We start from the raw sequence: 21443 nt of genomic DNA on the forward strand, positions 1-21443 counted from the left end.
TGTCACTCCGTGGAACTCGTAAAGCTGGTGAACTTGGCAAAGGCACGTTCCCGGGCCAGCACGGACCCGGTCATCGCGGCAGCGTCGGACAGGAGGAACAGCAACGGCCCGACCACGTCGTCGGGGTCGCCGATGCCTATGGTGTCGTGCCAGTGCTCCCGTTCCGCCCCGACGTTCGCAGTACGGAACTGTTCGGTGTCGATCACCCCTGGCGCGACCACGTTCACCCGGACCCGGTCGCCGGCCACCTCGACCGCCAGCGACTTGGCGAACGCCACCAGCGCCGCCTTGCTCGCGGCGTACGCCGATGCGCCCGCGTACCCGGTCGACGCCAGCCCCGACGTGAAGACCACCACCGAGCCGGACTGCCGCTCCACCATCTGCGGTACGACGGCCTGACACATCCAGACCACACCATCGAGGTTCACCTGCAGCGTGCGGGTCCACTCGGCCGCATCCATCTCCAGCACAGTCGACCGCGGCTGCACGGCCGCACCGGCGACCAGACCGTCGATCCGCCCGTGCCGCTCCAGCACACCAGCGACCGCAGCCTGGACGGCGGACCGGTCCGCTACGTCGACCTCGACGTACTCGACACCGTCCGAGGGCGGCGTGACGTCGAAGACGACCGCAGTACCGCCGGCGGCGTTGACTGCCTGTGCGAGCGCCGCACCGATGCCACGTGCGCCGCCTGTGATCACCACGACCTCACCGGTCGCGTCGAACCTCGCCTTCACGACGTCTCCTTCGGCTTCGACGTCATCGTCTCGGTGATCCGCTGGAACGCGCCCGCCAAGTGACTACGCAACGCCAACTCGGCCGCGTCAGGATCCTGCGCGACGCACGCGTCCAGGATCGCCTGGTGTTCTTGCCGGCTCTTCTCGATCAGGAACGCCGTCTGACGGCTCCCGAACCGGTAGCGCTCGCTGTTCTGCCAGACCGGTTCAATTGCTCGCGGCAACCACTGTGAGCCGCTTGCCCGGTAGATCGCGAAGTGGAAGTCCGCATGGGCGTCGCGGGCGCCCGCGGAGTCTTCTGCTCGTGACAGACGGAGGTGCTCAGCCAATGCGGCCGCGGCCTTCGTCAGGTCGTCCTCGGTGAACCGGGCCGCAGCCGCCCGTACGGCGAGACTCTCCAGCGCCAGCCGAGTCTCATGCGTGTCGCGCAGATCCGACAACGACAGGTCACGGACCCACGCGCCGCGGTGCGGGATGATCTCGACCAGCCCGAGCGCCTCCAACCGACGGAGTCCCTCGCGCACAGGCATCTGACTCATCTCGAGCCGGCTGGCCAGCTCCACGAGCCTCAGCGGCGTACCGCTCGGCAGCTCACCGGACAGGATCAGCTGGTGAAGCTCGGCGGCCGCGTGCTCAGCGAGGGTACGGCGGCCGCTCTTGCCGCCACCTGGCAGCAGTTCAAGAGGCCCGTTCATGCGCGTGTCACTCTGTTGCGCAGCTCGCCGAGTTTGTCGGAGCGGGTGACGACAACGTCGCCGTCCTGGAGGAACACCTGGGGGTCGCGGGCGTTGCCGATGCCGGCCGGGGTACCGGTCAGCAGCAGGTCGCCCGGGCGCAGCGTCATACCGAACGAGAGCTCACTGATCAGCGTGGCGACGTCGAACGCCATCTGCCGTGTGGACGCGTCCTGGCGTACCTCACCGTTCACCACGCACTGCAGGTGGATGTCCTGCGGGTCGCCCACCTCGTCGGCGGTCACGATCCACGGACCCAGCGGCATGGTGTTATCGATGCTCTTGCCCTTCAGCCACTGGCCGCCGTGCGCACGCTGCAGGTCGCGCTGCGACACATCGTTGGCCAGCGTGTAGCCCCAGACGTGGTCCAGTGCGTCGGCAACCGCGATGTTCTTGCCGGTCTTGCCGATCACCAGCGCGACCTCGGCCTCGTAGTCCCACTTGGCGGAGATCGCCGGATCCCAGGCGATGTCGTCGTACGGACCGATCACCACGTCCGGGCCCTTGGTGAAGAACGTCGGGTGCTCGGGCCGGTCGACGTCCTGCCCCTCGCGCGTGCCCTTGCTCTCCTCGAAGTGGTCCCAGTAGTTCCACCCGGTGCACAGGATGTCCCGCCGGAACCGCCGCAACGGCGCCCGCAAGAGCCCTTCGTCATAGGGGATCTTGTCGACCACCGAGGCCTCACCAGAGATCACCTCGGTCAGATCCGTTGCCGATAGCAACAGGACGGAATCCCCGTCGAGTACGCCGGGCACCTCGCGCCCGGCGTACTCCACCATCACGTACTTCATCTCAGGTCCACTCGACGCCACGCATGAAACTCACCCCCGGTCAGGCGACCACGGCGATCGCGTTGATCTCGATCAGGTAATCGGGATGTGCGAGCTTGCTGACCTCGACCATGGTCGACGCCGGCAGCGGCTCGGTGAAGTACTGCGCCCGGATCTCGTGGATCTTGGCGAAGTCCTCCATGTTGCGCACGTACACATCCACGCGGCAGACGTCCGCGAGCGTTCCGCCGGCGGCCTCGACCGCCGCCTTCACGTTCTCGCACACCTGCCTGGTCTGTTCCCGGACATCGCCGACCCCGACGATCTCGCCGTCCGGCCGCCGGGCGGTCATCCCGGAGACGAAGACCAAGCGTCCGGTCGCTTCGATCGTCGTTGCCTGCGAGAACACCCCGTTCGGGCTCCGCAGCGCCTCGGTCGACACCTGTGTCTTTCCCATCAGCTCAACACCCCTCCCGCCGGTACGACGACGCCGGCCGCACGCGCCGCCTCCAGCAGCCCGTCCAGTCCGGACCGCTCGATCAGCACACCGTGCCGGCGCTGGTACGCCGCACGCTCCGCCTCGATCTCACCCGGCAGGTGCAGCCGGTTCACGCCCGGAGCCGTCGCGCTGCCCCGAACCCGCGCGGCCAGCCCGGACGAGCGCAGGCGGAAACTCTCCACGCCGCCCATCAACTCCGGGTCGATCGCCAGGAACAGGTGCGCGCAGTCGTTCGGCCGGTCCGGCTCCCGGTACAGCGGGCGGACCTGGTCACCCCAGCCTCCACCGCTCAGCACACCGGTGAGTACGTCGATCATCAACGCCAGCCCGAACCCCTTGTGCCCGGCCGCCGGCAACAGCATGCCGAGCACGGCCTCCTCCGGGTCCGTGGTCGGCGTACCCGAGGAGTCGGTCGCCCAGGTCTCAGGGATCGACCGCCCGGCCGAGGCCGCCAACCGGATCTTGCCCAGGGCAACGGCCGACAATGCCATGTCCAGCACGATCTCCACGCCGGCCTTGGTCGGGACCGCGATCGCCAGCGGGTTGTTGCCGACGATCCGCTCGGCGCCGCCCGGAGCAGGCATCAACGGCGTGGTGTTCGACATCGCGATACCGATACATCCCGCCTGACCGGCTTGCATGGCCCAGCGGCTGGCCGCGCCGAAATGGTGTGCGTTGCGGACCGAGACCAGGCCGATGCCGTGCCGGCCGGCGCGTTCGATCGCGTGGCCCATCGCCTGCGGGCTGGACAGCTGGCCCATCCCGCCGCGGGCATCCGCGACCATCGCGGCGCCGGCGTCGAACAGGATGTCGAGCTCGCGCTCGCGGGTCACACCGCCGGCGTTCAGGCGTTCGACGTACATCGGAACCAGCATCACGCCGTGCGAACTCACCCCGCGCAGATCCGCCTCGACCAGCGCAGCCGCAATCTTGTCCGCATCCTCCGCCTCGAACCCGACCGCCACGAACACCGCCGAAACCGTGCCCTGCAACCAGTCCGGCCGAACCAACACCCGCCGATCCGCATCAGACGCTTGCGCGGTCATCGGGCCTCCCGGCCTGGACTGAGGAGCGCAGGGAGCGAAGCGACCGGAGCGACGAGGGAAGGCCGGGAGCTAAGGCCCGATGACCACGCCGGCGCCGGAGGCGCGGCCAAAAGTACAGTCATCGCTTCTCCTGGGCCCAGGGGAGCAGCAGGTGCTCGAGTAGCACCAAGCCGTAGAACAAGATGATGCTCATGACGCTGAGGAGCATGATCGCGGCGAAGGCCAGGGTGGTGTCGGCGCTGGCGCCGGACTGCTGGATCACGTAGCCGAGTCCCTTGGTGGCACCAACGAACTCGCCGATCACCGCACCGATCACGGCCAGCGAGATCGCGACCTTGAACCCGGTGAAGATCTGCGGCATCGCGTACCGCAGCCGGAGCTTGAAGAACTCCTGCGCCCGCGTCGCGTTCAGCGACCGCATCAGCTCGACCAGCTCGGTCGGCGTCGACTTCATCCCCTGCGCGGTCGAGATGACGATCGGGAAGAAGCACATCAGCAGCACCATCACGACCTTCGGCCACTGACCGAAGCCCATCCACACCACCAGCAGCGGCGCGACCGCGACCTTGGGGATCGAGTTCACCATCAGCAGCAGCGGATAGACCAGCCGCTCGAGGATCACCGAGCGGACGATCACCAGCGCGATCGGCACCCCGATGACGATCGCCAGTACGAAGCCCTCGAGCGTCTCGAGCAGCGACGTACCGGTCTCCGACAGCAGGACACCGGGCTGGTCGAAGAACTTGACCGCCACGTCCCACGGCGTCGGCAGCAGGTACGGCGCGATCGAGAACACGACCGTCGCGCCCCACCACAACGCGATCGCTGCCGCCAGCCCGATGATCGGGAGGATGACGGCGGCCGCCGGCGAACTGGTCAGCCAGGAACGCTTGGTCATCGCCGGTCCTCGCTCTCCTTCTCCGAGAGCAGCGCGTGCAGCCGTGCGCTGATCGTGGCCACCTCGGTGACGTAGGCGTTCTGGGCGAGGCTGCGCGGCCGCGGGATGTCGATGTCGACGATGTCACGCATCCGGCCCGGACGCGGCGTCAGGACGACGACCCGGTCCGCGAGTACGACGGCCTCCTCGATCGAGTGCGTGACGAACACGATCGTGGTTGACAGCTCCATCTTGATCCGCTGCAACTCCTCGGACAGCTCGGTCCGGGTGAGCGCGTCGAGTGCGGAGAACGGCTCGTCCATCAGCATCACCTGCGGGTCGCGGATCAGCGACCGGCACAGCGACACCCGCTGCTGCATGCCACCGGAGAGCTCGTGCGGCAGCCGCCGTTCGAACCCTTGCAGACCGACCAGCTCGAGCAACTGGTGAGCCCGGTCCCGGTACGCCGCCTTGCCGCGGTCGCTGCCCTTGTCGATCTCGACCGGCAGCATCACGTTCGACAGCACCGAACGCCACGGCAGCAAGGCCGGCCGCTGGAACATGAACGACACGTCCCGGCGCGGTCCGGTGACGGGTTCATCCGCCACCGCGACCGAACCCGAGGTCGGCGGCAGGAGTCCCGCGATCAGCCGGAGCAGAGTGGACTTGCCACATCCGGACCGGCCGATCAGCGTGACGAACTCACCGCCGCGGACGTGCAGGTCGATCTTCTCGAGGGCGGTCACCCGGCCCTCGCGACCGTCGAAGACCTGCCCTACGCCGTCCAGGCGAATCATCAGTGCTCAGACACCCCTAGCTCTTCGGAGCCAGGCTCATCGTGACGACGTCGTCCGGCGTGACGGAGCCCTTCTGGATCGCGGTGGACTGCTCGAGCAGCGAGATGATCGTCTTGACCCGGTTCACGTCGACATCGCCGAGCGGACCCTCGAAGTTCTTCGGCTTCGTGTAGTCCTTCATGATCTCCAGCTCGGTGGTCGCGACCGCCAGATCGGTGTCGGGCACGTACTTCTTCAGGATCGCCGCGGACCCGGCCGGGTCGTCGACGGTGTCCTGCAGGCCCTTGAACAGCGCGCCGGTGAACTTCTTCACCTGGTCCGGGTGGTCCTTGGCCAGGTCCGACCGGGTGATGATCGCGTTGCCGTACAGCTCCGGCAGCACGTCGCCGTACGCCAGCGTGACGGGCTCGCGGTGCTGCGGGTCGGCCTTCTGGATCAGCGGCTTGCCGACCACGAACTGGCCGATGCCCTTGACCTTGCCGGAGGCAAGCAGTTTCGGCAGCGCCGGCGGCGGCGACGGCAGGAAGGTCACCGACTTCGGGTCGATGTGGACGGCCTTGGCGTAGACCGGGAACATCACCGTGTTGGTGGAGCCCGGCTGGTCGGCGATCGTCTGGCCGACCAGGTCCTGCGGCTTCTCGATGCCGTAGCCCTTGAGCGACATGATCGCGGCCAGCGACTTCTGGTGGATCATGCCGACGGTGGTGACCGGCAGCTTCTGCTTGCCAAGGGTGATCACGGTCGCGGTGAAGTCGCCGATGCCGTAGTCGGCCTGACCGCCGGCCACCAGCTTCATCACGTCGACGGTGCCGGTGCCCGGGGTGATCTTGACGTCGAAGCCGGCGTCCTTGAAGTACCCCTTGTCCAGCGCGACGTAGGCGTACGCCTCGCGGCCGAAGGTGTTGAACGACGTCAGGTAGTTGACCTTCTGCAGACCGTTGTCGGCCTGACCGCCTTTGTCGTCACCGTTACATGCACTGACCAGGGCGAGCCCCAGGACCGCCATCACCGCGATGACGGAACGCCTCAACCTCATATCGACCTCTCTCGTCCCGATATTTGATCAAACATCAAATATGGAAGGGTGGTCAATCCGCCCGCGGGGTCTTCACGGCGAATTGACGTCCGCCGTGCCGGGTCCTCGCAGAGCATGCTCGCCACCCGTCCTGGAGCCGTTCCCCATACCTGTCCGTAGCCGAACGGGCACCCGCCCCGACCACAGACCGTACCCGCCCGAGCAGCAGATCGCGACGCCCACAGCGGCAGAACCGGGCCATGCAGCGTCAAATTTGCGTAAACCCTCAACTTCTTGGTGAGGCATCCCACTTCTCGGTGCGGGGCGCAGGGGTTTCCTCGCACTCACTCCGGCGAGGGAGGTGACACCGGCCCCGGCTTTGACACGATGTGACTGTGAAAGCAGTGGCATACGCGATCGGGAGCCTGTGGCGTCCGTCGACGTACCTGCGCTGGGTTTACCTGCTGCTCGGCTCGGCGCTGGTGCTGGCGTTCATCCTGGTGGACAGCGCGCTCGGCGCGGTGGTCACCGACCTCGGCCTGCCGAAAGTTGCCACCGGCATCATCTGGGTGCTGATGGGACTCGTGCCGCCGGTCGCGCTCGGTCTGCTGCCCGCGGTCCGCGAGGTGGAGGGCATCGCGGTCGAGTCGCTGCTCGCGGTGCGGTTCGACGAGCGGCCGCTCGGTCCGGCGCGGACCTGGCCGCAGCGGCGACGGACCGTCGTCTGGTTCTGCCTGCACCTGGTCGCCGGCGGGGTCATCGGGATCCTCAGCACGATCGTGTTCGGCGTCGGCGCGATCTGGCTGGCCGCGCCGTTCCGCTCGGCCGGATCGCGCGACATCGTGCCCGGCTGGTCGTACGACATCCACGGCAACTGGACCGACCTCTGGATGCCCGCGGCCGCGATCGGCGGTCTGATCGGACTGTTCCTGCTGTCGGCCGCGGTCGGCGCACTGCTGGCGTACCTCGCGCCGCGCGTCCTCGGACCGACCGCGGCGGAGCGGATCGAGTTGCTCGAGCAGCAGACCGCAACGCTTGCCGAGCGCAACCGTCTCGCCCGCGAACTGCACGACAGCGTCGGACACGCCCTCAGCCTCGTCACCATCCAGGCCGCGGCCGCGCGCCGGGTCCTTGCCAGCGACCCGGACTTCGCCGAGACCGCACTGGCCGCGATGGAGACCTCCGCCCGGGCAGCACTCGCGGATCTCGACCACGTGCTCGGTCTGCTCCGCGACGACCGCCGGCCGGGCTCGCGGACCACGCCGCAGGCCACGCTCGGCGGTCTGGACCGTCTCGTCGAGGCCACCCGGGCCGGCGGCATCACGATCGAGGTCGACCGGTCAGGCGATCTGGACCAGCTACCGGCCGCGGTCTCTCGAGAGGCGTACCGCATCGTGCAGGAAGGTCTGACCAACGCGATCCGGCATGCCGGTCGTCCGGCCGGCGAGCTCGCCGTCGAGCTGTCGATCCGGCTGGACACGTCCGGGCTGCGGCTCGCGGTCACCAATCCGATGAACGGCAGGTCCGATCAGTCCGGCGGCGGCCGCGGCCTGGCCGGGATCCGTGAAAGAGTCGCCGTACTGCGCGGGACGGTGGACGCCGGTCCGGTCACAGGAACCGACACGGAGGACGACGGGCAGGCCTGGCGCCTCGCGGTCCGGTTGCCGGTCAGCATGACGACGAAGGGATGACGTGAAGCTGTCGGTGGTCGTGGTTGACGACGAGCCGCTGATCCGGAGTGGGCTGCGCGCGATCATCAACGCCGAGCCCGACCTTACGGTGGTCGGCGAGGCCGGTGACGGCGCGGAAGTCCTGCCGGTTGTTCGTCGTACCGGCGCCGACGTCGTTTTGATGGATGTCCGGATGCCGGCGGTGGACGGCATCCAGGCGACCCGGTTGCTGCTGGAGAACCTCGACCCGGCGCCGCGCGTACTGGTCGTCACCACGTTCGAGAACGACGACTACGTGTACGACGCTTTGCGGGCCGGCGCATCCGGGTTCTTGCTGAAGCGGACTCCCCCGGACGACATCATCGCGGCGATCCGGACCGTCGCACGCAGCGAGTCGCTGCTCTTCCCGGAGGCGATCCGGGCGTTGGCGCTCGCCCATGCCGGACCGCAGACTCCGAGCGGCCTGGAGGAGTACCAGCTGACCGAGCGGGAGCAGGAGGTGCTCCGGCTGATGGCGCGCGGCCTGTCGAACGCCGAGATCGCCGAAGAGCTGATCCTCGGCCTACAGACGGTCAAGACCCACGTGGCCAACGTGCTGTCCAAGCTCAACGCCCGGGACCGCACGCAAGCGGTGATCCGCGCGTACGAGTCAGGTTTCGTGCCGCTCCACTAGCTCACGGGACCCTAGGTGCTGGCAGGGTCGTCCGCCTCGGCCAGGGTGCACGCGTTGTGCAGGGGGTCGACGGCGTTGGCCTTCATCGCGACGCGCTGCAGGAGCATCCGGAAGCTGGCGCGCTCCGACTCCTCGAGGATGCCGAGCACCTCGTCCTCGGTGCTGCGCAGGCGGCGCTCGAGGTCACATAACGCCTCGATGCCTTCGTCGGTCGGCGCGATCAACCGCGCACGGCGATCCGCGGGGTCGGGCCGGCGCTGCACCAATCCCGCCTTCTCCAGGTCGTCGAGCAGATACGTCATCACGGTCCGGTCCACGCCGAGCTGTGCGGCCAGGTCGAGCTGCCGCTTCGGACCCTCGGCGTTCGTCGTCGCGAGCACCTGATAGCCGCGCGGCCCGCCGGGAAGCCCCTCGAGCGCCGCCGCGGACGCCTTCACATACCGGCGGAAGACGACGCCCAGCGCCCAGCCGAGGTCGGCCTCCACCGGCGCGCCACTGGCGACCGACGGCTCGACCCCACGGGTGCCACGGGTCGCTACCTCAGGCGAAGTACTGGACATGTCCCCATCGTACGTGGTGTACGCCACCCGGAATACGATCTGACTTGAATATGTTCTGCTCCACAGATTATCTTCGAAGCAGCTCAACACGAGCACGCCCCCCTCAACTCGATGGAGACAGAACCTATGAGCACCCTGCTACGCGTCGACGCCAGCATCCGGCTGGACGGTTCGGTGTCCCGCGCGCTGGCGGACAGCGCCGAGGCCGCCTGGAAGGCGGAGCACCCGGACGGTGTCGTGGTCCGGCGGGACCTCGGACAGCACCCGTTGCCCGCGACCGTGTGGCCGACGCTGGCCGCCGCCCAGGTGGGCCAGGAGCCGGTCGCCGACGCCGACCGGATGCCGCTCGCGGAGGCGCAGGCCATCGCCGCCGAACTGGCGGCCGAGGCTCGCAACGCCGACGCGATCCTGCTCGCCGTGCCGCTCTACAACTACGGCATCGCGCAGAACGCGAAGACCTGGATCGACCTGCTGCTGATGGACCGGGACCTCGCCTTCGGCTCCCGCCCGCTCGCCGGCCGGCCCGCGATCTTCGCCCTCGCCCGTGGCGGCGGCTACGCCCCGGGTACGCCGAAGCACGGCTGGGACCACGCCACGCCGTACCTCGAGCGGGTCTTCGCCGACCTGCTCGGCATGAACGTCCGCACTGCGGCGGCCGAGCTCACCCTGGCCCCGGTCACCCCGGGTATGGAGGAGCTGATCGACGCCTCCAAGGTCTCGGAGTCCGAGGCCCACGCCGACGCCGAGAACCACGGCACCGTCGTCGCCCGCGAACTGATCGGCCACGCGGCCTGATCAACCGCTGATGCGGTCAGTGATGCCGAGCTCGAGCCGGCATCACGATGACCGATAGCGTGGCTGCCAGATCGACAGCGTGACCGACAGAGTCACGATCGCGGGCTCCGGGAGGACTGCGATCCGTTGCAGGAGGTCGCGGTAGTTGACGTGCCGCGCGCTCGGCGTCATCAGCACCAACTGCTCGACGGCCGTCCGGTCGAGTCGCATCGTCTCCTCTATCGCCTCGCTGCCGATCCGGACGAACTCCCCCGACAGCGACTCCTGCAGCCGTCGGTCCTTCTCCTCGTCCACACTGACCAGTCCGAGGACGTCAACCAGCTCGGCGAGATGCTGCTGGTTCGGTGTGACCACGAGCAGGCGGCCGGTAGGTGCAAGGACCCGGGCCATCTCGGCGGCGTTGCGCGGCGCGAACACGTTCAGCATCAGTTGCGCCGACCTGTCGAGCAGCGGCAGTTCCTGCCAGGCGTCGCACACGACGGAAGCGATCCGCGGATCTACCTTCGCCACGCGGCGGGCGGCGAACTTCGACACGTCCAGGGCGATTCCGCGTCGATGCGGAGCCAGGCCGAGGACGCCTGCCAGGTAGTAGCCGGTGCCGGCGCCGACCTCCACGACCAGGTCGTCGGGCCCGAGTTCGGTGGCGATGATCAGCGCATCCCGGATCGCCGCGTAGTGGCCGGTGCCGAGGAAGACCGTACGGGCGCCGACCATCTCCGCCGAGTCGCCCTCGATGCCGTTAGACGCCGCAGGCAACAGATTCAGGTAGCCCTGTTTGGCGAGGTCGTACGCGTGCCCGCGCGGGCACCGCGCCGTACGACCGACCAGCGTCAGCCCGTCGGCACAGACCGGGCAGCGCAGGGCGGCGACGAGATCGGCTCTCACCTTGCCTAGGTTATGTCGCGGCTCGTGATCCGGGCCCAGGCGGCGGTGTAGAACACGGCGACGTACCCCGCTTGGAGGAGCAAGTTGCGGCCGATGTCGTGCCAGTACGGCGGATCGCGGAGTACGTCGGCGAACGACTGCCAGCGGTACATCAGCAACCACGGGTGGATCACGTGCAACTGCGGGATCGCGGTCATGATGCCGAGCACGATGAACGTGCCGAACGTCGCCGCCATCGCCGCCAGCGGTGTCGACGTCAGCGACGAGACGAACAGGCCGATCGCGGCCAGCCCGAGCAGCGACAGCGAGATCACCAACGCGATCACGAGTGCCCGGAGCAGCCCCTCGCCGAGGGAGACGGTCGAGCCGGAGAGCAGGAGTACGTCGCCGACCGGGAACAGGATGAAACCGACGATCAGCCCGGAAACCCAGATCGTCATCGTAGCGACCAGGCAGAAGACCGTGAGGGCAACCATCTTGGCCGCGAGCAGCCGGGACCGGCCCGCCGGTGCGGTCAGCAGGTTGCGCAGCGTGCCGAGGCTGGCCTCGCCGGCGAGCGACTCCCCCGAGATGACGGTCACCGCGGTCGGCAGGAAGAACGGCAGCGACAGGCCGAGACTGGCCACGATCAGGAACAGGCCGTTGCCGGCGACCTGACCGATGAATCCCTCGGCACCCCCGCTGTTGCCGGAGAGCTTGATCGCGATCCCGATCAGCAGCGGGACGGCGGCCAGCACTCCTAGACCCACCTGCGTCCGGGCACGGCCGAACACGAGCCTGAGCTCGGAGATGAACAGCGCCAGGGTGTGCCGCCCGGCACTCGGCCTGCTGGCGGTGACCTCCGTGCCCTCTGTGACCTCGGTGACCTCCGTGACCTCCGGGGTCGCTTCACTCGGCGACATCGAAGCCCTCCCCGGTCAGCGCCACGAAGGTGTCCTCCAGGCTCGGGCGTTCCAGCCCGAAGCCGTGGATGCGTACGTCGGCCGTGACCAGCGCAGCCGCGAACTTCTCGATCGGCAATTCGCCCGGATCGCCCTCGACGGTCTCCTCGGTGGTCTTCAGCTCGGTCACGCCCAGGCTCTGCAGCGTCTCGGCCGCCGCGCCGAGGTCCGGCGTACGGACGACCAGGCGGGGGCGGAGTTCGGCGCGGAGATCCGCCACCGTGGACTGCCTGAGCAGCTTGCCGCGGTTCATGATCGCGGCGTGTGTGCAGACCTGCTCGACCTCGGCCAGCAGGTGGGTCGACGTGAAGACCGTCGTCCCGTCACTGGCCAGGTCGCGGATCAGGTGCCGGACCTCGCGGGTGCCCTGCGGGTCGAGACCGTTGGTCGGCTCGTCCAGCACGAGCAGCTCGCGCCGTTGCATGAGAGCGACCGCGATCGCGAGCCGCTGGCGCATACCCAGCGAGTACGCGCGGACCTTCTTGCCGGCCGCGTTGGAGAGGCCGACGCGCTCCAGCGCCTCGCCGGCTCGGGCCTTGCGGGTCTTCGGGTCGGCGGTGCGGTCGGCGGCGTCGAAGCGGAGCAGGTTCGCCTGGCCGGTCCAGAACGGGTAGAACGCCGGTCCTTCGACCAGCGCGCCGACCCGTGGGAGGACCCGCAGGTGTGCCTTCGGCATCGGTTCGCCGAGCAGTTCGACCTCACCGGAGGTCGGGGCGATCAGGCCGAGCAGCATCCGGATCGTCGTCGTCTTCCCCGACCCGTTCGGGCCGAGGAAGCCGTACACACTGCCGGCCGGCACCTCGAGGTCGACCGCGTCCACCGCCACCTGCCCGCCGTGGAAACGTTTGGTCAGCCCGCGGGTGACGACCGGCGCGCTCACGGTCAGCGAGGTGCCTTCGCTGCGGCGGCCTGCAGGGTGTCCGGGGTGACCAGGCCGACGAAGACCCGGCCGTCGTCGGTGATCAGGGCGCTCACCATCTTGGTGCTCAGCACCTTGCCCCTACCCCACGAGCCCTGCACGGTCGGAGCCTTCGCCAGCAGTTGGGCCAGCGGGCCGGCCGAAGGATTCGCGGCCAGGCCGGAGACATCGGCTCCGCGGATCATCGCGACGCTGTCCCAGCCGGTGCCGATAACGGTCGGCTTGTCGGCCTGCCCCGCACCGGGCTTGCGTGGGTTGATCGGCTTGACCCGGTTCGGGGGCGCGCTCTCCGGGTGCTCGCGGGTGGCCGGCACCTTCTGGTCGGTGACCTTCACGCCCTTCGGCGGGGTGAAGGTGAAGGAGCTCGCCGACGGTACGTCGAACGACACCGAGGTGAAGCCCAGCTCGACCGCCGGGTCGTTGCCGGTCCGCGGCATCACGGTCACGTCCAGCGGGACCCAGGTCTTGGAGTCGATGGCCAGGGTGACCGAACCGACGGTGGTCTTGTCGGTCTTCGGCACCAGGCGCAGTTTGTAGGCATCGCGGCCGGCGACCTTCTCGGTGCCGCTGACCTGGACCTTGGTGGTCGGGTCGATCGCGTCAAGGAACTGCTTGGCGACCGCCTGCGGGTCGTAGGCCTTCGGCAGGGCCTTTTCGGGCTTGGCCGTCTTGTGCGCCGGCAGGGTCAGCTTCGTGGCCTCACGCTTGGACGAGTCGTACGCCCACGCCGACGTGCCGTCGGTGGTCCAGAGCTGCTCGGCCTGATTGTCGATCAGTGAGACCTTGGCCTTGTCCGGGCTGGCGAACGCGACCCGCGCGGTGTGCTGCCCGCTCAGCAGGTCGGTGAGCTCCCGGCTGCCGGGCGCCATGCCCGGGATCGCGGGCAGGCCGAGGTCCGCGTCCGAGCGGACGGTGCCGCTCAGGCCGTCCACCTTCGCGGTCTGCACCTTGGCCAGCAGATCCTGCGCGGTGATGCTCGGCAGCTTCGGCGACGCATCCGCGACCACCGGCCCGAGTGTCCCCACACCTGCCACCACTGCGACCGTCGCCACCGGAACCAACCACCGTCGACTGCGCTGCGCTACACCCATGTGTACAGCCTCGCACCGCACGGGGACGGAACCAAGTGCCCTCAGGGTAGGTTCACCCGAAAGAGTGAGTCCGGCGTACGACCGTGGTCGTACGCCGGACTCAGCCAAGGCTCGCCCAAGACTCAGCCGAGACTCAGCCGAGATTCAGCCCGGACTCAGCGTGACTGCAGGGCGTCGAGCGCCACGGTCATCGCGGCCGCGACGCGGAAGTCCAGGCGCTGGTCCTGGACCGTGATCCGGTAGCGGTCCCGGACCGTCATCCTGCGCTCCACCGACAGCACCGGACGGCCGGAGCCGGCCTCGGTGAAGTCGAAATGGAAGATGAACGGCAGCGGGAGATCGCCCACGAACGGGACGAAGTCCCAGACCCGGCGGAGGATCGCGATCGTCGGGTTCCGCTCGGTGCCGTGCGCGTCGACGCCGGGCGCGCTGAGCTGCCAGCTGGACCGGAGCAGGCTCTTGCCGAACTCCTTCTTGAACCAGCCGATCGTCTGCCCGTTCGCGTCGAACACGTCGTACCCGGAACCCAGGTCGATCGTCTTGCGGGCCTTGAACGAGAACACCGGCTGGGTCTTGGTGTCGTCGGTGTAGAACGTCACCTGTTCCTTGAACGCCATCCGCTTCTGCTGCGCGAACGCGAGCAGCGCGCCATCGCTCCCGTCCGGATCGGTGGCGATCAACTCGTACTTGTTCGCCATCAGTGTCACGCGCTGCTTCATCGAGAACGCGGGCACGTACATGAGGGGGTGGCCTGTCATGGGGCCTCCCGTCCTGGACTGAGGAGCGCAGGGAGCGTAGCGACCGGAGCGACGAGGGAAGGGCGGGAGTTCCAGCCCCATGACCCGCCGCGACGGAGTCGCGGCATCAGTACTGTCATGCGGAGGAGTGTGTCAGACCGCAGGCCGACGCACCGACCTTCAGGCCGCGTGCCAGTGCCTCGGCACGCTCTGAGGGTTCTGCGAGCTGTACGACGAGGTGGCCGACGCCCTGTAGGGCCAGGTCGCGGGCGATCTCGACGCCGAACTCGACGGCCTCGGCCGGCGTCCGCGCCGGCCTCCACAGCACGCCGAAGTCGGCCTGCGGTCTGTCCGGGCCGAGGTCAACGACCAGTGCCTCTGCCTGATTCAGATGTGTCGGGTCACCGCCCACGATCACGCGGACGCGCTGTCCAGTCGCCGGTACGGCGTTCTGCCCGGCGTGGATCGCGTCGTCGACGATCGACGCGTCGCGGCGGCCCCATTCCTCGTGGTGGATCGCCCACTCCAGCGGCCGGCGTTTGGCCCATCCCGAGCGCACCAGCTCCGGTGCGGCGGCGAACTCCTCGACGTACCCGACACAGAGATAACCGACGAGCTCGATGTGCGCGGGTAGATCGAGGACGTTGGCGACGTCGGCCGGTTCGAAGAACGAGACCCAGCCGACGCCGAGTCCTTCAGCGCGGGCGGCCAGCCAGAGGTTCTGGATCGCGATCGCGGCAGAGAACCAGGTCGTCCGCGGATCCGCATGCCGCCCGAGGACGTGCCGCCCGCCCCGACCGGGGTCGCAGGTCACCGCGATGTTCACCGGGGTGTCGAGGATCGCCTCGATCTTCAGGCCGTCGAACCTCGCCCGGCGGTCGTCCGGGAGCGAGGCTGCGAACGCGTCGCGCTGAGCGGTGGCGAGATCGTGCACCTTCCGCCGGGCCGCGAGGTCGCGGATCACCAGGAAGTCCCACGGCTGGCTCAGTCCGACACTCGGCGCTCGGTGCGCTGACTCCAGGACTCTGGTGAGGAGCGCGTTGTCGATCGGGAGGTTGAGGAAACCTCGTCGTACGTCGCGGCGCTCGGCGATCACGCGGCTCACGACGTCGCGGTCCGCTGGTGCGTAGCCGGGTGCGGGGAGGCGGCCGACGGCGGCGGTCGCGTTCGCGGAGCGGCGTTTGGGGATGAGGAGTTCGGCGCCGGCGGCGAGGACGGCTGCTTCGGCGACGCTCGGCGTACCTGCCAGGTGCTCGACGTGCCCACTCGGATTGGGCACTGGCTGCTCGGCCAACTCACTGGGCGGGATCGCTCGGAGCTCGGCCTTCAGGTCGTCGGCAAGACGGCGCAGTTGGGCTTCTTTGTTGGTGACAGTGACGATCAGCTGCACCGTGCCCGGGCCGGCTTCCTCCAGGGCGCTGTCAACGAGGGCGCGGAGTTCGGCGTACGGCGTGTTTGCGCGGAGGCCGACTCCTACAACGAGGTTCATCGCCGGTACGCCTGGGCTGCGGCGACCAGGCGGGCCGGTACGTCGGGAGTGGCGGTCCAGTGGAGGTGCAGGTACGACGCGTGCACGTGCGGGAGCGTGATGCCTTCGACACCGGCCGGGAGGTGCCAGGCGGGGTGTACGTCGGCGTCGAGGTCGACCGTGGTGCGGTGGAACTCGTGACCGCGCACGCGCCGCCCTTCGTCGAAGAAGTCGGTGGTGGTTGCGGCGACCGCGGTCCGATAGCCGAGGGTGAGGCGGGTCGTCATCCGTCCGGTGCCGGGCAGTACGCCGACCATGGGGTGGCCGTCGAGGTCGCGGCAGAGGTAGAGGAGGCCGGCGCACTCGGCGATCACGGGGAGGCCGGCGGCTACTTCGGTGGCGACCTGTTCGCGGAGTTTGGCGTTGGCGGACAGCGCCTCCGCATGCAGCTCGGGGAAGCCTCCGCCGAGGTACAGGGCAGAAGTTGCCTCCGGCAACGTGTCGGCGAGTGGATCGAAGGTCGCAACGTCGGCGCCCGCGGCGGTGAGGAGTTCGGTGGTCTCTGTGTAGCGGAAGGAAAAGACCGGACCACCCGCAACAGCAATCACCGGCCGCGGCCCCAGAACCTTGGGGGAAGGGACAGACCCGGCAGGCCCGTCCGCGGTGGACGGGACGGACCCGGCGGGCCCGTCCGCAATGGTCGGCGCTGCCTGGGAGCCCGGGGGCACCGGGGGCACCGGGGGCACCGGGGTTGCCGAGATGGCTCGGGTGGCTGGGGTGAGTGCTGTGGCGGGGTTCCAGGGGTTGGTGGTGTGGTGAGGGGCGGCTCGGGCTGCCGTCATGAAAGCTTGTAGGTCGACGCCCTGGCGGACCAGTTCGGCGGCGGCATCCACTGCTTGTTCGGCTTGTTCGCGTTGTTCCGCGGCGGGGACGAGGCCCAGGTGGCGGCTGGGGACGGTCAGTCGGGAGTCGCGCCGCAGGACGCCGAGAACGGGTATGCCGGCGGGGGCGATGCCGGCACGGACCTCGGTCTCGTGCCGGTCGGAGCCGACCTTGTTCAGGATGACCCCGACGATCCGCACTTCGGTGTCGAAGGCAACGAAACCTTGGACGACGGCGCCGACGCTGCGACCCGCGGCGGACGCGTCCACCACGAGCACGACCGGTGCCTTCAGCAACTTCGCCACGTGGGCCGTCGACGAGAACCCTTCCGTGCCCAGTGCACCGTCGTACAGCCCCATCACGCCCTCGACCACGGCCATGTCCGCGGCCTCGGACCCGTGCGCGAACAGCGGCTCGACGAGTTCCTCCCCCGACAGCATCGGGTCGAGGTTGCGTCCCGGCCGCCCGGTCGCGACCGCGTGGAACCCGGGGTCGATGTAGTCGGGACCGACCTTGAACCCGGCAACGACATGCCCGGCCCGCCGCAACGCCGCCATCAGCCCGACCGCGACCGTCGTCTTGCCCGCGCCGGAGGACGGAGCCGCGACCACCAGGCGCGGGATCAGGCCTACCACTCGATGCCCTTCTGACCCTTCTGGCCGGCATCCATCGGGTGCTTCAGCTTGGTCATCTCAGCGGCGAGGTCAGCGGCCTCGAGGAGCTTGGGATCAGCGTCGCGGCCAGTGATCACGACGTACTGGTGACCGGGCCGGTTGACGAGCGTGTCGACGACCTCGTCCACGTCGACCCAGCCCCACTTCATCGGGTACGTGAACTCGTCCAGGACATACAGGTCATGGGTCTCGGCGGCCAGCCGGCGCTGGATCTCGCGCCAGCCTTCGAGCGCATCAGCGGCGTGATCCTCCTCGGTGCCGGCCTTGCGCGACCAGCTCCAGCCCTCGCCCATCTTGTGCCATTCGATCGGCCCGCCCTGACCAGTTGCCTCATGCAACTGACCGAGCGCCTTGAACGCGCCTTCCTCGCCGACCTTCCACTTGGCGCTCTTGACGAACTGGAACACTCCGATGTTCCAGCCCTGGTTCCACGCCCGCAACGCCATCCCGAACGCGGCCGTCGACTTCCCCTTCATCTCACCGGTGTGCACCATCAGCAGCGGCCGGTTGCGGCGCTGGCGCGTGGTCAGTCCGTCCTCCGGTACGGCGACCGGCTGTCCCTTCGGCATCTCAGGCCACCTTCCGCTCGGTCACCGTCCGGACAAGGTTGCCAGCAGCAACATCTCCGAGGTCGAGGTACTCCGCGCCGAGATCGGCCGCGAGCTCCGCCGCCAGGCCGAGCCGTACGCCGCGGTGCGGCTCGCAGTCCACGACCACGGTGGCGATTCCGCGCTCGGCCAGCCAGCCGGCAGACTGTCGCGCGCGGACGAAGGCGTTGTCGCCGTGGGTGGCGCGCCCGTCGGTCACGAGCACGAGGAGCGGTCGGCGGCGCGGGTCCCGGATCGCGGCGATGCGCAGTACCTCTGCCGCTTGCAGTAGTCCTTCGGCGAGCGGCGTCCGTCCACCGGTCGGAAGGGATTCAAGTCGTCGTACGGCGGTCTCCACGCTGCCCGTCGGCGGGAGCGCGACCGTCGCGGCGGCGCCGGCGAACGTGACGAGGCCGACGGTGTCACGCCGCTGGTACGCGTCGAGCAGGAGCGAGACGATCGCGGTCTTCACCTCGCCCATCCGCTTCTTCGTCCCCATCGATCCGGACGCGTCGACGCAGAACAGCACGAGGTTCCCTTCGCGTCCTTCGCGTACGGCGAGGCGCACGTCGGACGGCCGGACAGCCAGCCCCGGCCCGCTCCGCCCACGAGCGTGCTGATGCGGCGCCGCGGTCCGAAGCGTCGCGAGCAGATGAGGCCGCCCCGACTCCCGCCCGACCCGAGCCCGCTCCCCCACCACCCGCCCAATCTCCGTAATAGCCCGAGACCGCCGCCCCGCAACCCCAGCCCCCGCCCCCTGCACACTCAACAACCGAGCCTTATAAGGCGCCGAACTCCCCACAACATCGCCGACCGGAGCCGCCCCGTCAGAGTCGGCATCCGCCGACGCATCGTCCGCCGAGCCGGGCCTGCGGCCGGCCAGGTCGCGCGGCTCGCCGGCGGGCGGCTCGCCCGCCGGCCCAGCGTCATCCGCACCGCCTGCGGCACCCGCATCGTCCGCACCGCTGGGCGCGGCCGACCCACCCGACCCACCCGACCCGCCAGGACCTGGCGGGTCGTCGTCGGGGTCGGTCGGCGGCGTGCTGTTGTTGATTGCGTCTTCTAGTTGTTGGTCGTCGAGGCCTGGGGCGTCGAAGGGGTTGCGGCGTCGGCGGTGTGGGAGCGCGAGTTTGGCCGCGGCTCGCACGTCCTCCACCTCGACGACGGTGCGGCCGGACCAGGCCGCGTGGGCGACCGCGGTACGCGCGGTGACCAGGTCGGCGCGCATCCCGTCGACGTCGAAGGAGGCGCAGATCTCCGCGATCTGCCGGAGCGCCGCGTCGGTCAGGATCACTTCGGTGAGCAGGTCGCGCGCCTTCACGATCCGCTCGGCAAGCTCCCGCTGGCGCCCGTCGTACCGCGCGATGAAGCCGGCGGGATCCGCCTCGTAGCCCAGTCGTGCCCGCATCACCTCGACCCGCACAGCAGGGTCCCGGCTGGCAACCACATCCACTGTCAGACCGAACCTGTCGAGCAGCTGCGGCCGCAGCTCACCCTCCTCCGGGTTCATCGTCCCGACGAGCACAAACCGCGCCGGGTGCGTCACCGACACCCCGTCACGCTCGACCGTCGCACGCCCCATCGCGGCGGCATCAAGCAGCACGTCGACCAGATGGTCGTGCAGCAGGTTGACCTCATCGACGTACAACAACCCGCGGTGGGCGGCAGCCAGCAGACCAGGCTCGTACGCCGTGACGCCCTCCGCGAGCGCCTTCTCCAGGTGCAGCGAGCCGAGCACACGGTCCTCGGTCGCCCCCACCGGCAACTCCACCAACCGCGCCGGTCGCACAGTCCGCTCACCCGTATGCGGCCCATCGGGACAATCCGCATCCGGCCGGTCGGGGTCACACGAGAAACGACACCCAGGTACGACGTCTACCGGCGGCAGGATCTCGGTCAGCGCGCGGACCGCGGTCGACTTCGCCGTACCCTTCTCGCCGCGGATCAGGACCCCGCCGATCGCGGGTGAGATCGCGGCCAGGATCAGCGCGAGTTGGAGGTCCTCCATGCCGACCACCGCGGTGAACGGGAATCCGGTGGAAGCTGAAGCAGGCCGCATCGGCGGTGGGTCCCTTCGTAGAGCGGGTGTCCACGCCCGCCACGCCTGGTACGCCGGCCCACATCGCGGCCCGGCGGACGACTGCGGATGTCCTGGCTCCCGGGCACCTTCACCCGGTCACAGTGGCGGGACCGCCCCGGACTCCCAGCACGCTGGTCACCGGTGTTCCTCCACAACCGTCGGCCCGATCATGGCACACCCGACCCGTCCCGCCAGCGACCAGGCTCACACCCCTCAGCGGGTCCGGGCGAATCAGCTCGAGCCGAGGCGCTTCGCGAGGGCTGTGGCGGCCGTGTCGTCCTTGACTTCGCGGATGCCGACGATCGGGGTCACGGTGACGAAGCCGGCGGCGAGGAGGGCCTCGTCGGAGTCGGGGACCGGGTTCGCGAGCGGGGGTTCGAGTTCGATCATCGGCTCGCCGGTCGGAGCGGTCGCGCCGACGATCCGCGAGCGCTTGATCGGGGCCAGCGAGGCGTGCCGTACGCCGGACAGCCGGTCCAGCGGGCGGTCGGGGACGTTGATCGTCAGCACCGTCCCGGCCGGCTCGTCGACGATCCAGCCGAGGGCCTCGCCGGCGATCGTCGCCGCGGTCGACCAATGTCCGGGGTCCTCGGAGTCGATGCTCACGGCAACCGCCGACCGACCCTGCCCGGCCGCCGTCAGCGCCGCGGCCACGGTCCCGGAGTGGAAGATCGGTACGCCGATGTTGTGCCCGCGATTGATCCCGGACAGGACCAGGTCCGGGGCCCGCCCGAACGCCCCGACGTTCGCCAGCGTCACCGCGAGTGCCGGCGTCCCCTCGATCCCGGTGTACATGATGCCGTTCTCGACGTCCGCCTCGGTCCGGATCGGCCGCCCGACCATCCCGGCCCGCGCGGAGCCGACACCGCTCTCGTCGAGTAACGGCGCGACCACGAGCACGTCGTACCCGAGCTCGGCGATCGCCGGCGCGAGCGCGCGGATCCCCGGTGCGAGATAGCCGTCGTCGTTGGTGATCAGGACTCGGAGCTGCTCAGCGGGCATATCT

22 protein-coding genes and 1 riboswitch are annotated in these 21443 nt (G+C 69.2%); of the genes, 3 read left to right on the top strand and 19 right to left on the bottom strand.

Annotated features, from left to right (window positions below; translation table 11 throughout):
* Positions 1-2: 2 nt before the first annotated feature.
* From AB0J62_RS28440 to AB0J62_RS28475, 8 genes are all read right to left on the bottom strand, one after another.
* A complete protein-coding gene (locus AB0J62_RS28440) occupies positions 3-737 on the bottom strand; it encodes an SDR family NAD(P)-dependent oxidoreductase (RefSeq protein ID WP_363877442.1) in 735 nt (244 codons plus the stop codon).
* On the bottom strand, positions 734-1432 hold the full coding sequence (locus tag AB0J62_RS28445; RefSeq protein ID WP_363877444.1) for a GntR family transcriptional regulator: 699 nt from the start codon (positions 1430-1432) through the stop codon (positions 734-736). Before AB0J62_RS28445 ends, AB0J62_RS28440 begins: the two co-directional genes overlap by 4 nt.
* Positions 1429-2262 carry a fumarylacetoacetate hydrolase family protein gene (locus AB0J62_RS28450; RefSeq protein ID WP_363877446.1) on the bottom strand — a complete coding sequence of 278 codons (834 nt, stop codon included), beginning with the start codon at positions 2260-2262 and terminating at the stop codon, positions 1429-1431. The genes AB0J62_RS28445 and AB0J62_RS28450 overlap by 4 nt, the downstream gene beginning before the upstream one ends.
* A 40-nt stretch (positions 2263-2302) precedes the next feature.
* The gene (locus tag AB0J62_RS28455; RefSeq protein ID WP_130450613.1) at positions 2303-2698 is read right to left on the bottom strand and encodes a RidA family protein; all 396 of its coding nucleotides are present in this window, start codon (positions 2696-2698) and stop codon (positions 2303-2305) included.
* Positions 2698-3786 carry an Ldh family oxidoreductase gene (locus AB0J62_RS28460; RefSeq protein WP_363877449.1) on the bottom strand — a complete coding sequence of 363 codons (1089 nt, stop codon included), beginning with the start codon at positions 3784-3786 and terminating at the stop codon, positions 2698-2700. Before AB0J62_RS28460 ends, AB0J62_RS28455 begins: the two co-directional genes overlap by 1 nt.
* Positions 3787-3904: 118 nt before the next feature.
* Positions 3905-4684 carry an ABC transporter permease gene (locus AB0J62_RS28465; RefSeq protein WP_363877451.1) on the bottom strand — a complete coding sequence of 260 codons (780 nt, stop codon included), beginning with the start codon at positions 4682-4684 and terminating at the stop codon, positions 3905-3907.
* A complete protein-coding gene (locus tag AB0J62_RS28470) occupies positions 4681-5460 on the bottom strand; it encodes an ABC transporter ATP-binding protein (RefSeq protein ID WP_363877453.1) in 780 nt (259 codons plus the stop codon). The genes AB0J62_RS28465 and AB0J62_RS28470 overlap by 4 nt, the downstream gene beginning before the upstream one ends.
* Positions 5461-5476: 16 nt before the next feature.
* A complete protein-coding gene (locus AB0J62_RS28475; RefSeq protein WP_363877456.1) occupies positions 5477-6496 on the bottom strand; it encodes an ABC transporter substrate-binding protein in 1020 nt (339 codons plus the stop codon).
* 374 nt (positions 6497-6870) lie between these two features.
* Here AB0J62_RS28475 and AB0J62_RS28480 point away from each other — a divergent pair, with 374 nt between their 5' ends.
* Positions 6871-8166 (top strand): histidine kinase, encoded by a 1296-nt coding sequence (locus AB0J62_RS28480; protein ID WP_363877458.1) that lies wholly within the window; start codon positions 6871-6873, stop codon positions 8164-8166.
* Position 8167: 1 nt separating this feature from the next.
* Positions 8168-8818, top strand: coding sequence for a response regulator transcription factor (locus AB0J62_RS28485; protein WP_134098743.1), 651 nt, complete (start codon positions 8168-8170; stop codon positions 8816-8818).
* An 11-nt stretch (positions 8819-8829) separates the two neighbouring features.
* On the opposite strand, the gene AB0J62_RS28490 is transcribed toward AB0J62_RS28485, so the two are convergent.
* Positions 8830-9378, bottom strand: coding sequence for a MarR family transcriptional regulator (locus AB0J62_RS28490; RefSeq protein ID WP_363877461.1), 549 nt, complete (start codon positions 9376-9378; stop codon positions 8830-8832).
* 126 nt (positions 9379-9504) lie between these two features.
* Between AB0J62_RS28490 and AB0J62_RS28495 the strand changes: the two genes are divergently transcribed.
* Positions 9505-10173, top strand: a complete 669-nt coding sequence (locus AB0J62_RS28495; RefSeq protein WP_363877463.1) for an NAD(P)H-dependent oxidoreductase — start codon at positions 9505-9507, stop codon at positions 10171-10173.
* A gap of 42 nt (positions 10174-10215) precedes the next feature.
* Here the strand turns inward: AB0J62_RS28495 and AB0J62_RS28500 are convergent, their stop codons facing one another.
* From AB0J62_RS28500 to surE, 10 genes are all read right to left on the bottom strand, one after another.
* Positions 10216-11058: a putative RNA methyltransferase gene (locus AB0J62_RS28500; RefSeq protein ID WP_363877465.1), complete on the bottom strand. Its 843-nt coding sequence runs from the start codon at positions 11056-11058 to the stop codon at positions 10216-10218.
* 5 nt (positions 11059-11063) lie between these two features.
* A complete protein-coding gene (locus tag AB0J62_RS28505; RefSeq protein WP_363877467.1) occupies positions 11064-11960 on the bottom strand; it encodes an ABC transporter permease subunit in 897 nt (298 codons plus the stop codon).
* Positions 11947-12879, bottom strand: a complete 933-nt coding sequence (locus tag AB0J62_RS28510; protein ID WP_363877469.1) for an ABC transporter ATP-binding protein — start codon at positions 12877-12879, stop codon at positions 11947-11949. Before AB0J62_RS28510 ends, AB0J62_RS28505 begins: the two co-directional genes overlap by 14 nt.
* Before the next feature lie 2 nt (positions 12880-12881).
* Positions 12882-14009, bottom strand: coding sequence for a hypothetical protein (locus tag AB0J62_RS28515; protein WP_363877471.1), 1128 nt, complete (start codon positions 14007-14009; stop codon positions 12882-12884).
* A 155-nt stretch (positions 14010-14164) separates the two neighbouring features.
* A complete protein-coding gene (locus tag AB0J62_RS28520) occupies positions 14165-14767 on the bottom strand; it encodes a hypothetical protein (RefSeq protein ID WP_363877473.1) in 603 nt (200 codons plus the stop codon).
* A 115-nt stretch (positions 14768-14882) separates the two neighbouring features.
* Entirely contained in the window at positions 14883-16235 is a 1353-nt protein-coding gene (bluB, locus tag AB0J62_RS28525; RefSeq protein WP_363877475.1) for a 5,6-dimethylbenzimidazole synthase, read from the bottom strand.
* Complete coding sequence (locus tag AB0J62_RS28530) at positions 16232-17731, bottom strand: cobyrinate a,c-diamide synthase (RefSeq protein WP_363877478.1); 1500 nt, start codon at positions 17729-17731, stop codon at positions 16232-16234. Before AB0J62_RS28530 ends, bluB begins: the two co-directional genes overlap by 4 nt.
* Positions 17725-18339 carry a cob(I)yrinic acid a,c-diamide adenosyltransferase gene (cobO, locus tag AB0J62_RS28535; RefSeq protein WP_363877480.1) on the bottom strand — a complete coding sequence of 205 codons (615 nt, stop codon included), beginning with the start codon at positions 18337-18339 and terminating at the stop codon, positions 17725-17727. The genes AB0J62_RS28530 and cobO overlap by 7 nt, the downstream gene beginning before the upstream one ends.
* Before the next feature lies 1 nt (position 18340).
* Entirely contained in the window at positions 18341-20416 is a 2076-nt protein-coding gene (locus tag AB0J62_RS28540; protein ID WP_363877482.1) for a magnesium chelatase subunit D family protein, read from the bottom strand.
* An 82-nt stretch (positions 20417-20498) separates the two neighbouring features.
* Positions 20499-20614, bottom strand: a riboswitch (cobalamin riboswitch).
* A gap of 54 nt (positions 20615-20668) precedes the next feature.
* On the bottom strand, positions 20669-21439 hold the full coding sequence (surE, locus tag AB0J62_RS28545; protein ID WP_363877484.1) for a 5'/3'-nucleotidase SurE: 771 nt from the start codon (positions 21437-21439) through the stop codon (positions 20669-20671).
* Positions 21440-21443 lie beyond the last annotated feature (4 nt).

Origin of the sequence: Kribbella sp. NPDC049584 (assembly GCF_040675555.1) — a bacterium.
In the GTDB taxonomy this organism is placed as follows: domain Bacteria; phylum Actinomycetota; class Actinomycetes; order Propionibacteriales; family Kribbellaceae; genus Kribbella.

What these genes read in the sequence shown, in the direction of transcription:
- AB0J62_RS28445 (WP_363877444.1), bottom strand. Translation starts at nt 1,432, where the DNA reads ATGAACGGGCCTCTTGAACTGCTGCCAGGTGGCGGCAAGAGCGGCCGC.
- AB0J62_RS28470 (WP_363877453.1), bottom strand. Translation starts at nt 5,460, where the DNA reads ATGATTCGCCTGGACGGCGTAGGGCAGGTCTTCGACGGTCGCGAGGGC.
- surE (WP_363877484.1), bottom strand. Translation starts at nt 21,439, where the DNA reads ATGCCCGCTGAGCAGCTCCGAGTCCTGATCACCAACGACGACGGCTAT.
- AB0J62_RS28495 (WP_363877463.1), top strand. Translation starts at nt 9,505, where the DNA reads ATGAGCACCCTGCTACGCGTCGACGCCAGCATCCGGCTGGACGGTTCG.
- cobO (WP_363877480.1), bottom strand. Translation starts at nt 18,339, where the DNA reads ATGCCGAAGGGACAGCCGGTCGCCGTACCGGAGGACGGACTGACCACG.
- AB0J62_RS28455 (WP_130450613.1), bottom strand. Translation starts at nt 2,698, where the DNA reads ATGGGAAAGACACAGGTGTCGACCGAGGCGCTGCGGAGCCCGAACGGG.
- AB0J62_RS28450 (WP_363877446.1), bottom strand. Translation starts at nt 2,262, where the DNA reads ATGAAGTACGTGATGGTGGAGTACGCCGGGCGCGAGGTGCCCGGCGTA.
- AB0J62_RS28465 (WP_363877451.1), bottom strand. Translation starts at nt 4,684, where the DNA reads ATGACCAAGCGTTCCTGGCTGACCAGTTCGCCGGCGGCCGCCGTCATC.
- AB0J62_RS28505 (WP_363877467.1), bottom strand. Translation starts at nt 11,960, where the DNA reads ATGTCGCCGAGTGAAGCGACCCCGGAGGTCACGGAGGTCACCGAGGTC.
- AB0J62_RS28520 (WP_363877473.1), bottom strand. Translation starts at nt 14,767, where the DNA reads ATGACAGGCCACCCCCTCATGTACGTGCCCGCGTTCTCGATGAAGCAG.
- AB0J62_RS28490 (WP_363877461.1), bottom strand. Translation starts at nt 9,378, where the DNA reads ATGTCCAGTACTTCGCCTGAGGTAGCGACCCGTGGCACCCGTGGGGTC.
- AB0J62_RS28460 (WP_363877449.1), bottom strand. Translation starts at nt 3,786, where the DNA reads ATGACCGCGCAAGCGTCTGATGCGGATCGGCGGGTGTTGGTTCGGCCG.
- bluB (WP_363877475.1), bottom strand. Translation starts at nt 16,235, where the DNA reads ATGAACCTCGTTGTAGGAGTCGGCCTCCGCGCAAACACGCCGTACGCC.
- AB0J62_RS28515 (WP_363877471.1), bottom strand. Translation starts at nt 14,009, where the DNA reads ATGGGTGTAGCGCAGCGCAGTCGACGGTGGTTGGTTCCGGTGGCGACG.
- AB0J62_RS28540 (WP_363877482.1), bottom strand. Translation starts at nt 20,416, where the DNA reads ATGCGGCCTGCTTCAGCTTCCACCGGATTCCCGTTCACCGCGGTGGTC.
- AB0J62_RS28475 (WP_363877456.1), bottom strand. Translation starts at nt 6,496, where the DNA reads ATGAGGTTGAGGCGTTCCGTCATCGCGGTGATGGCGGTCCTGGGGCTC.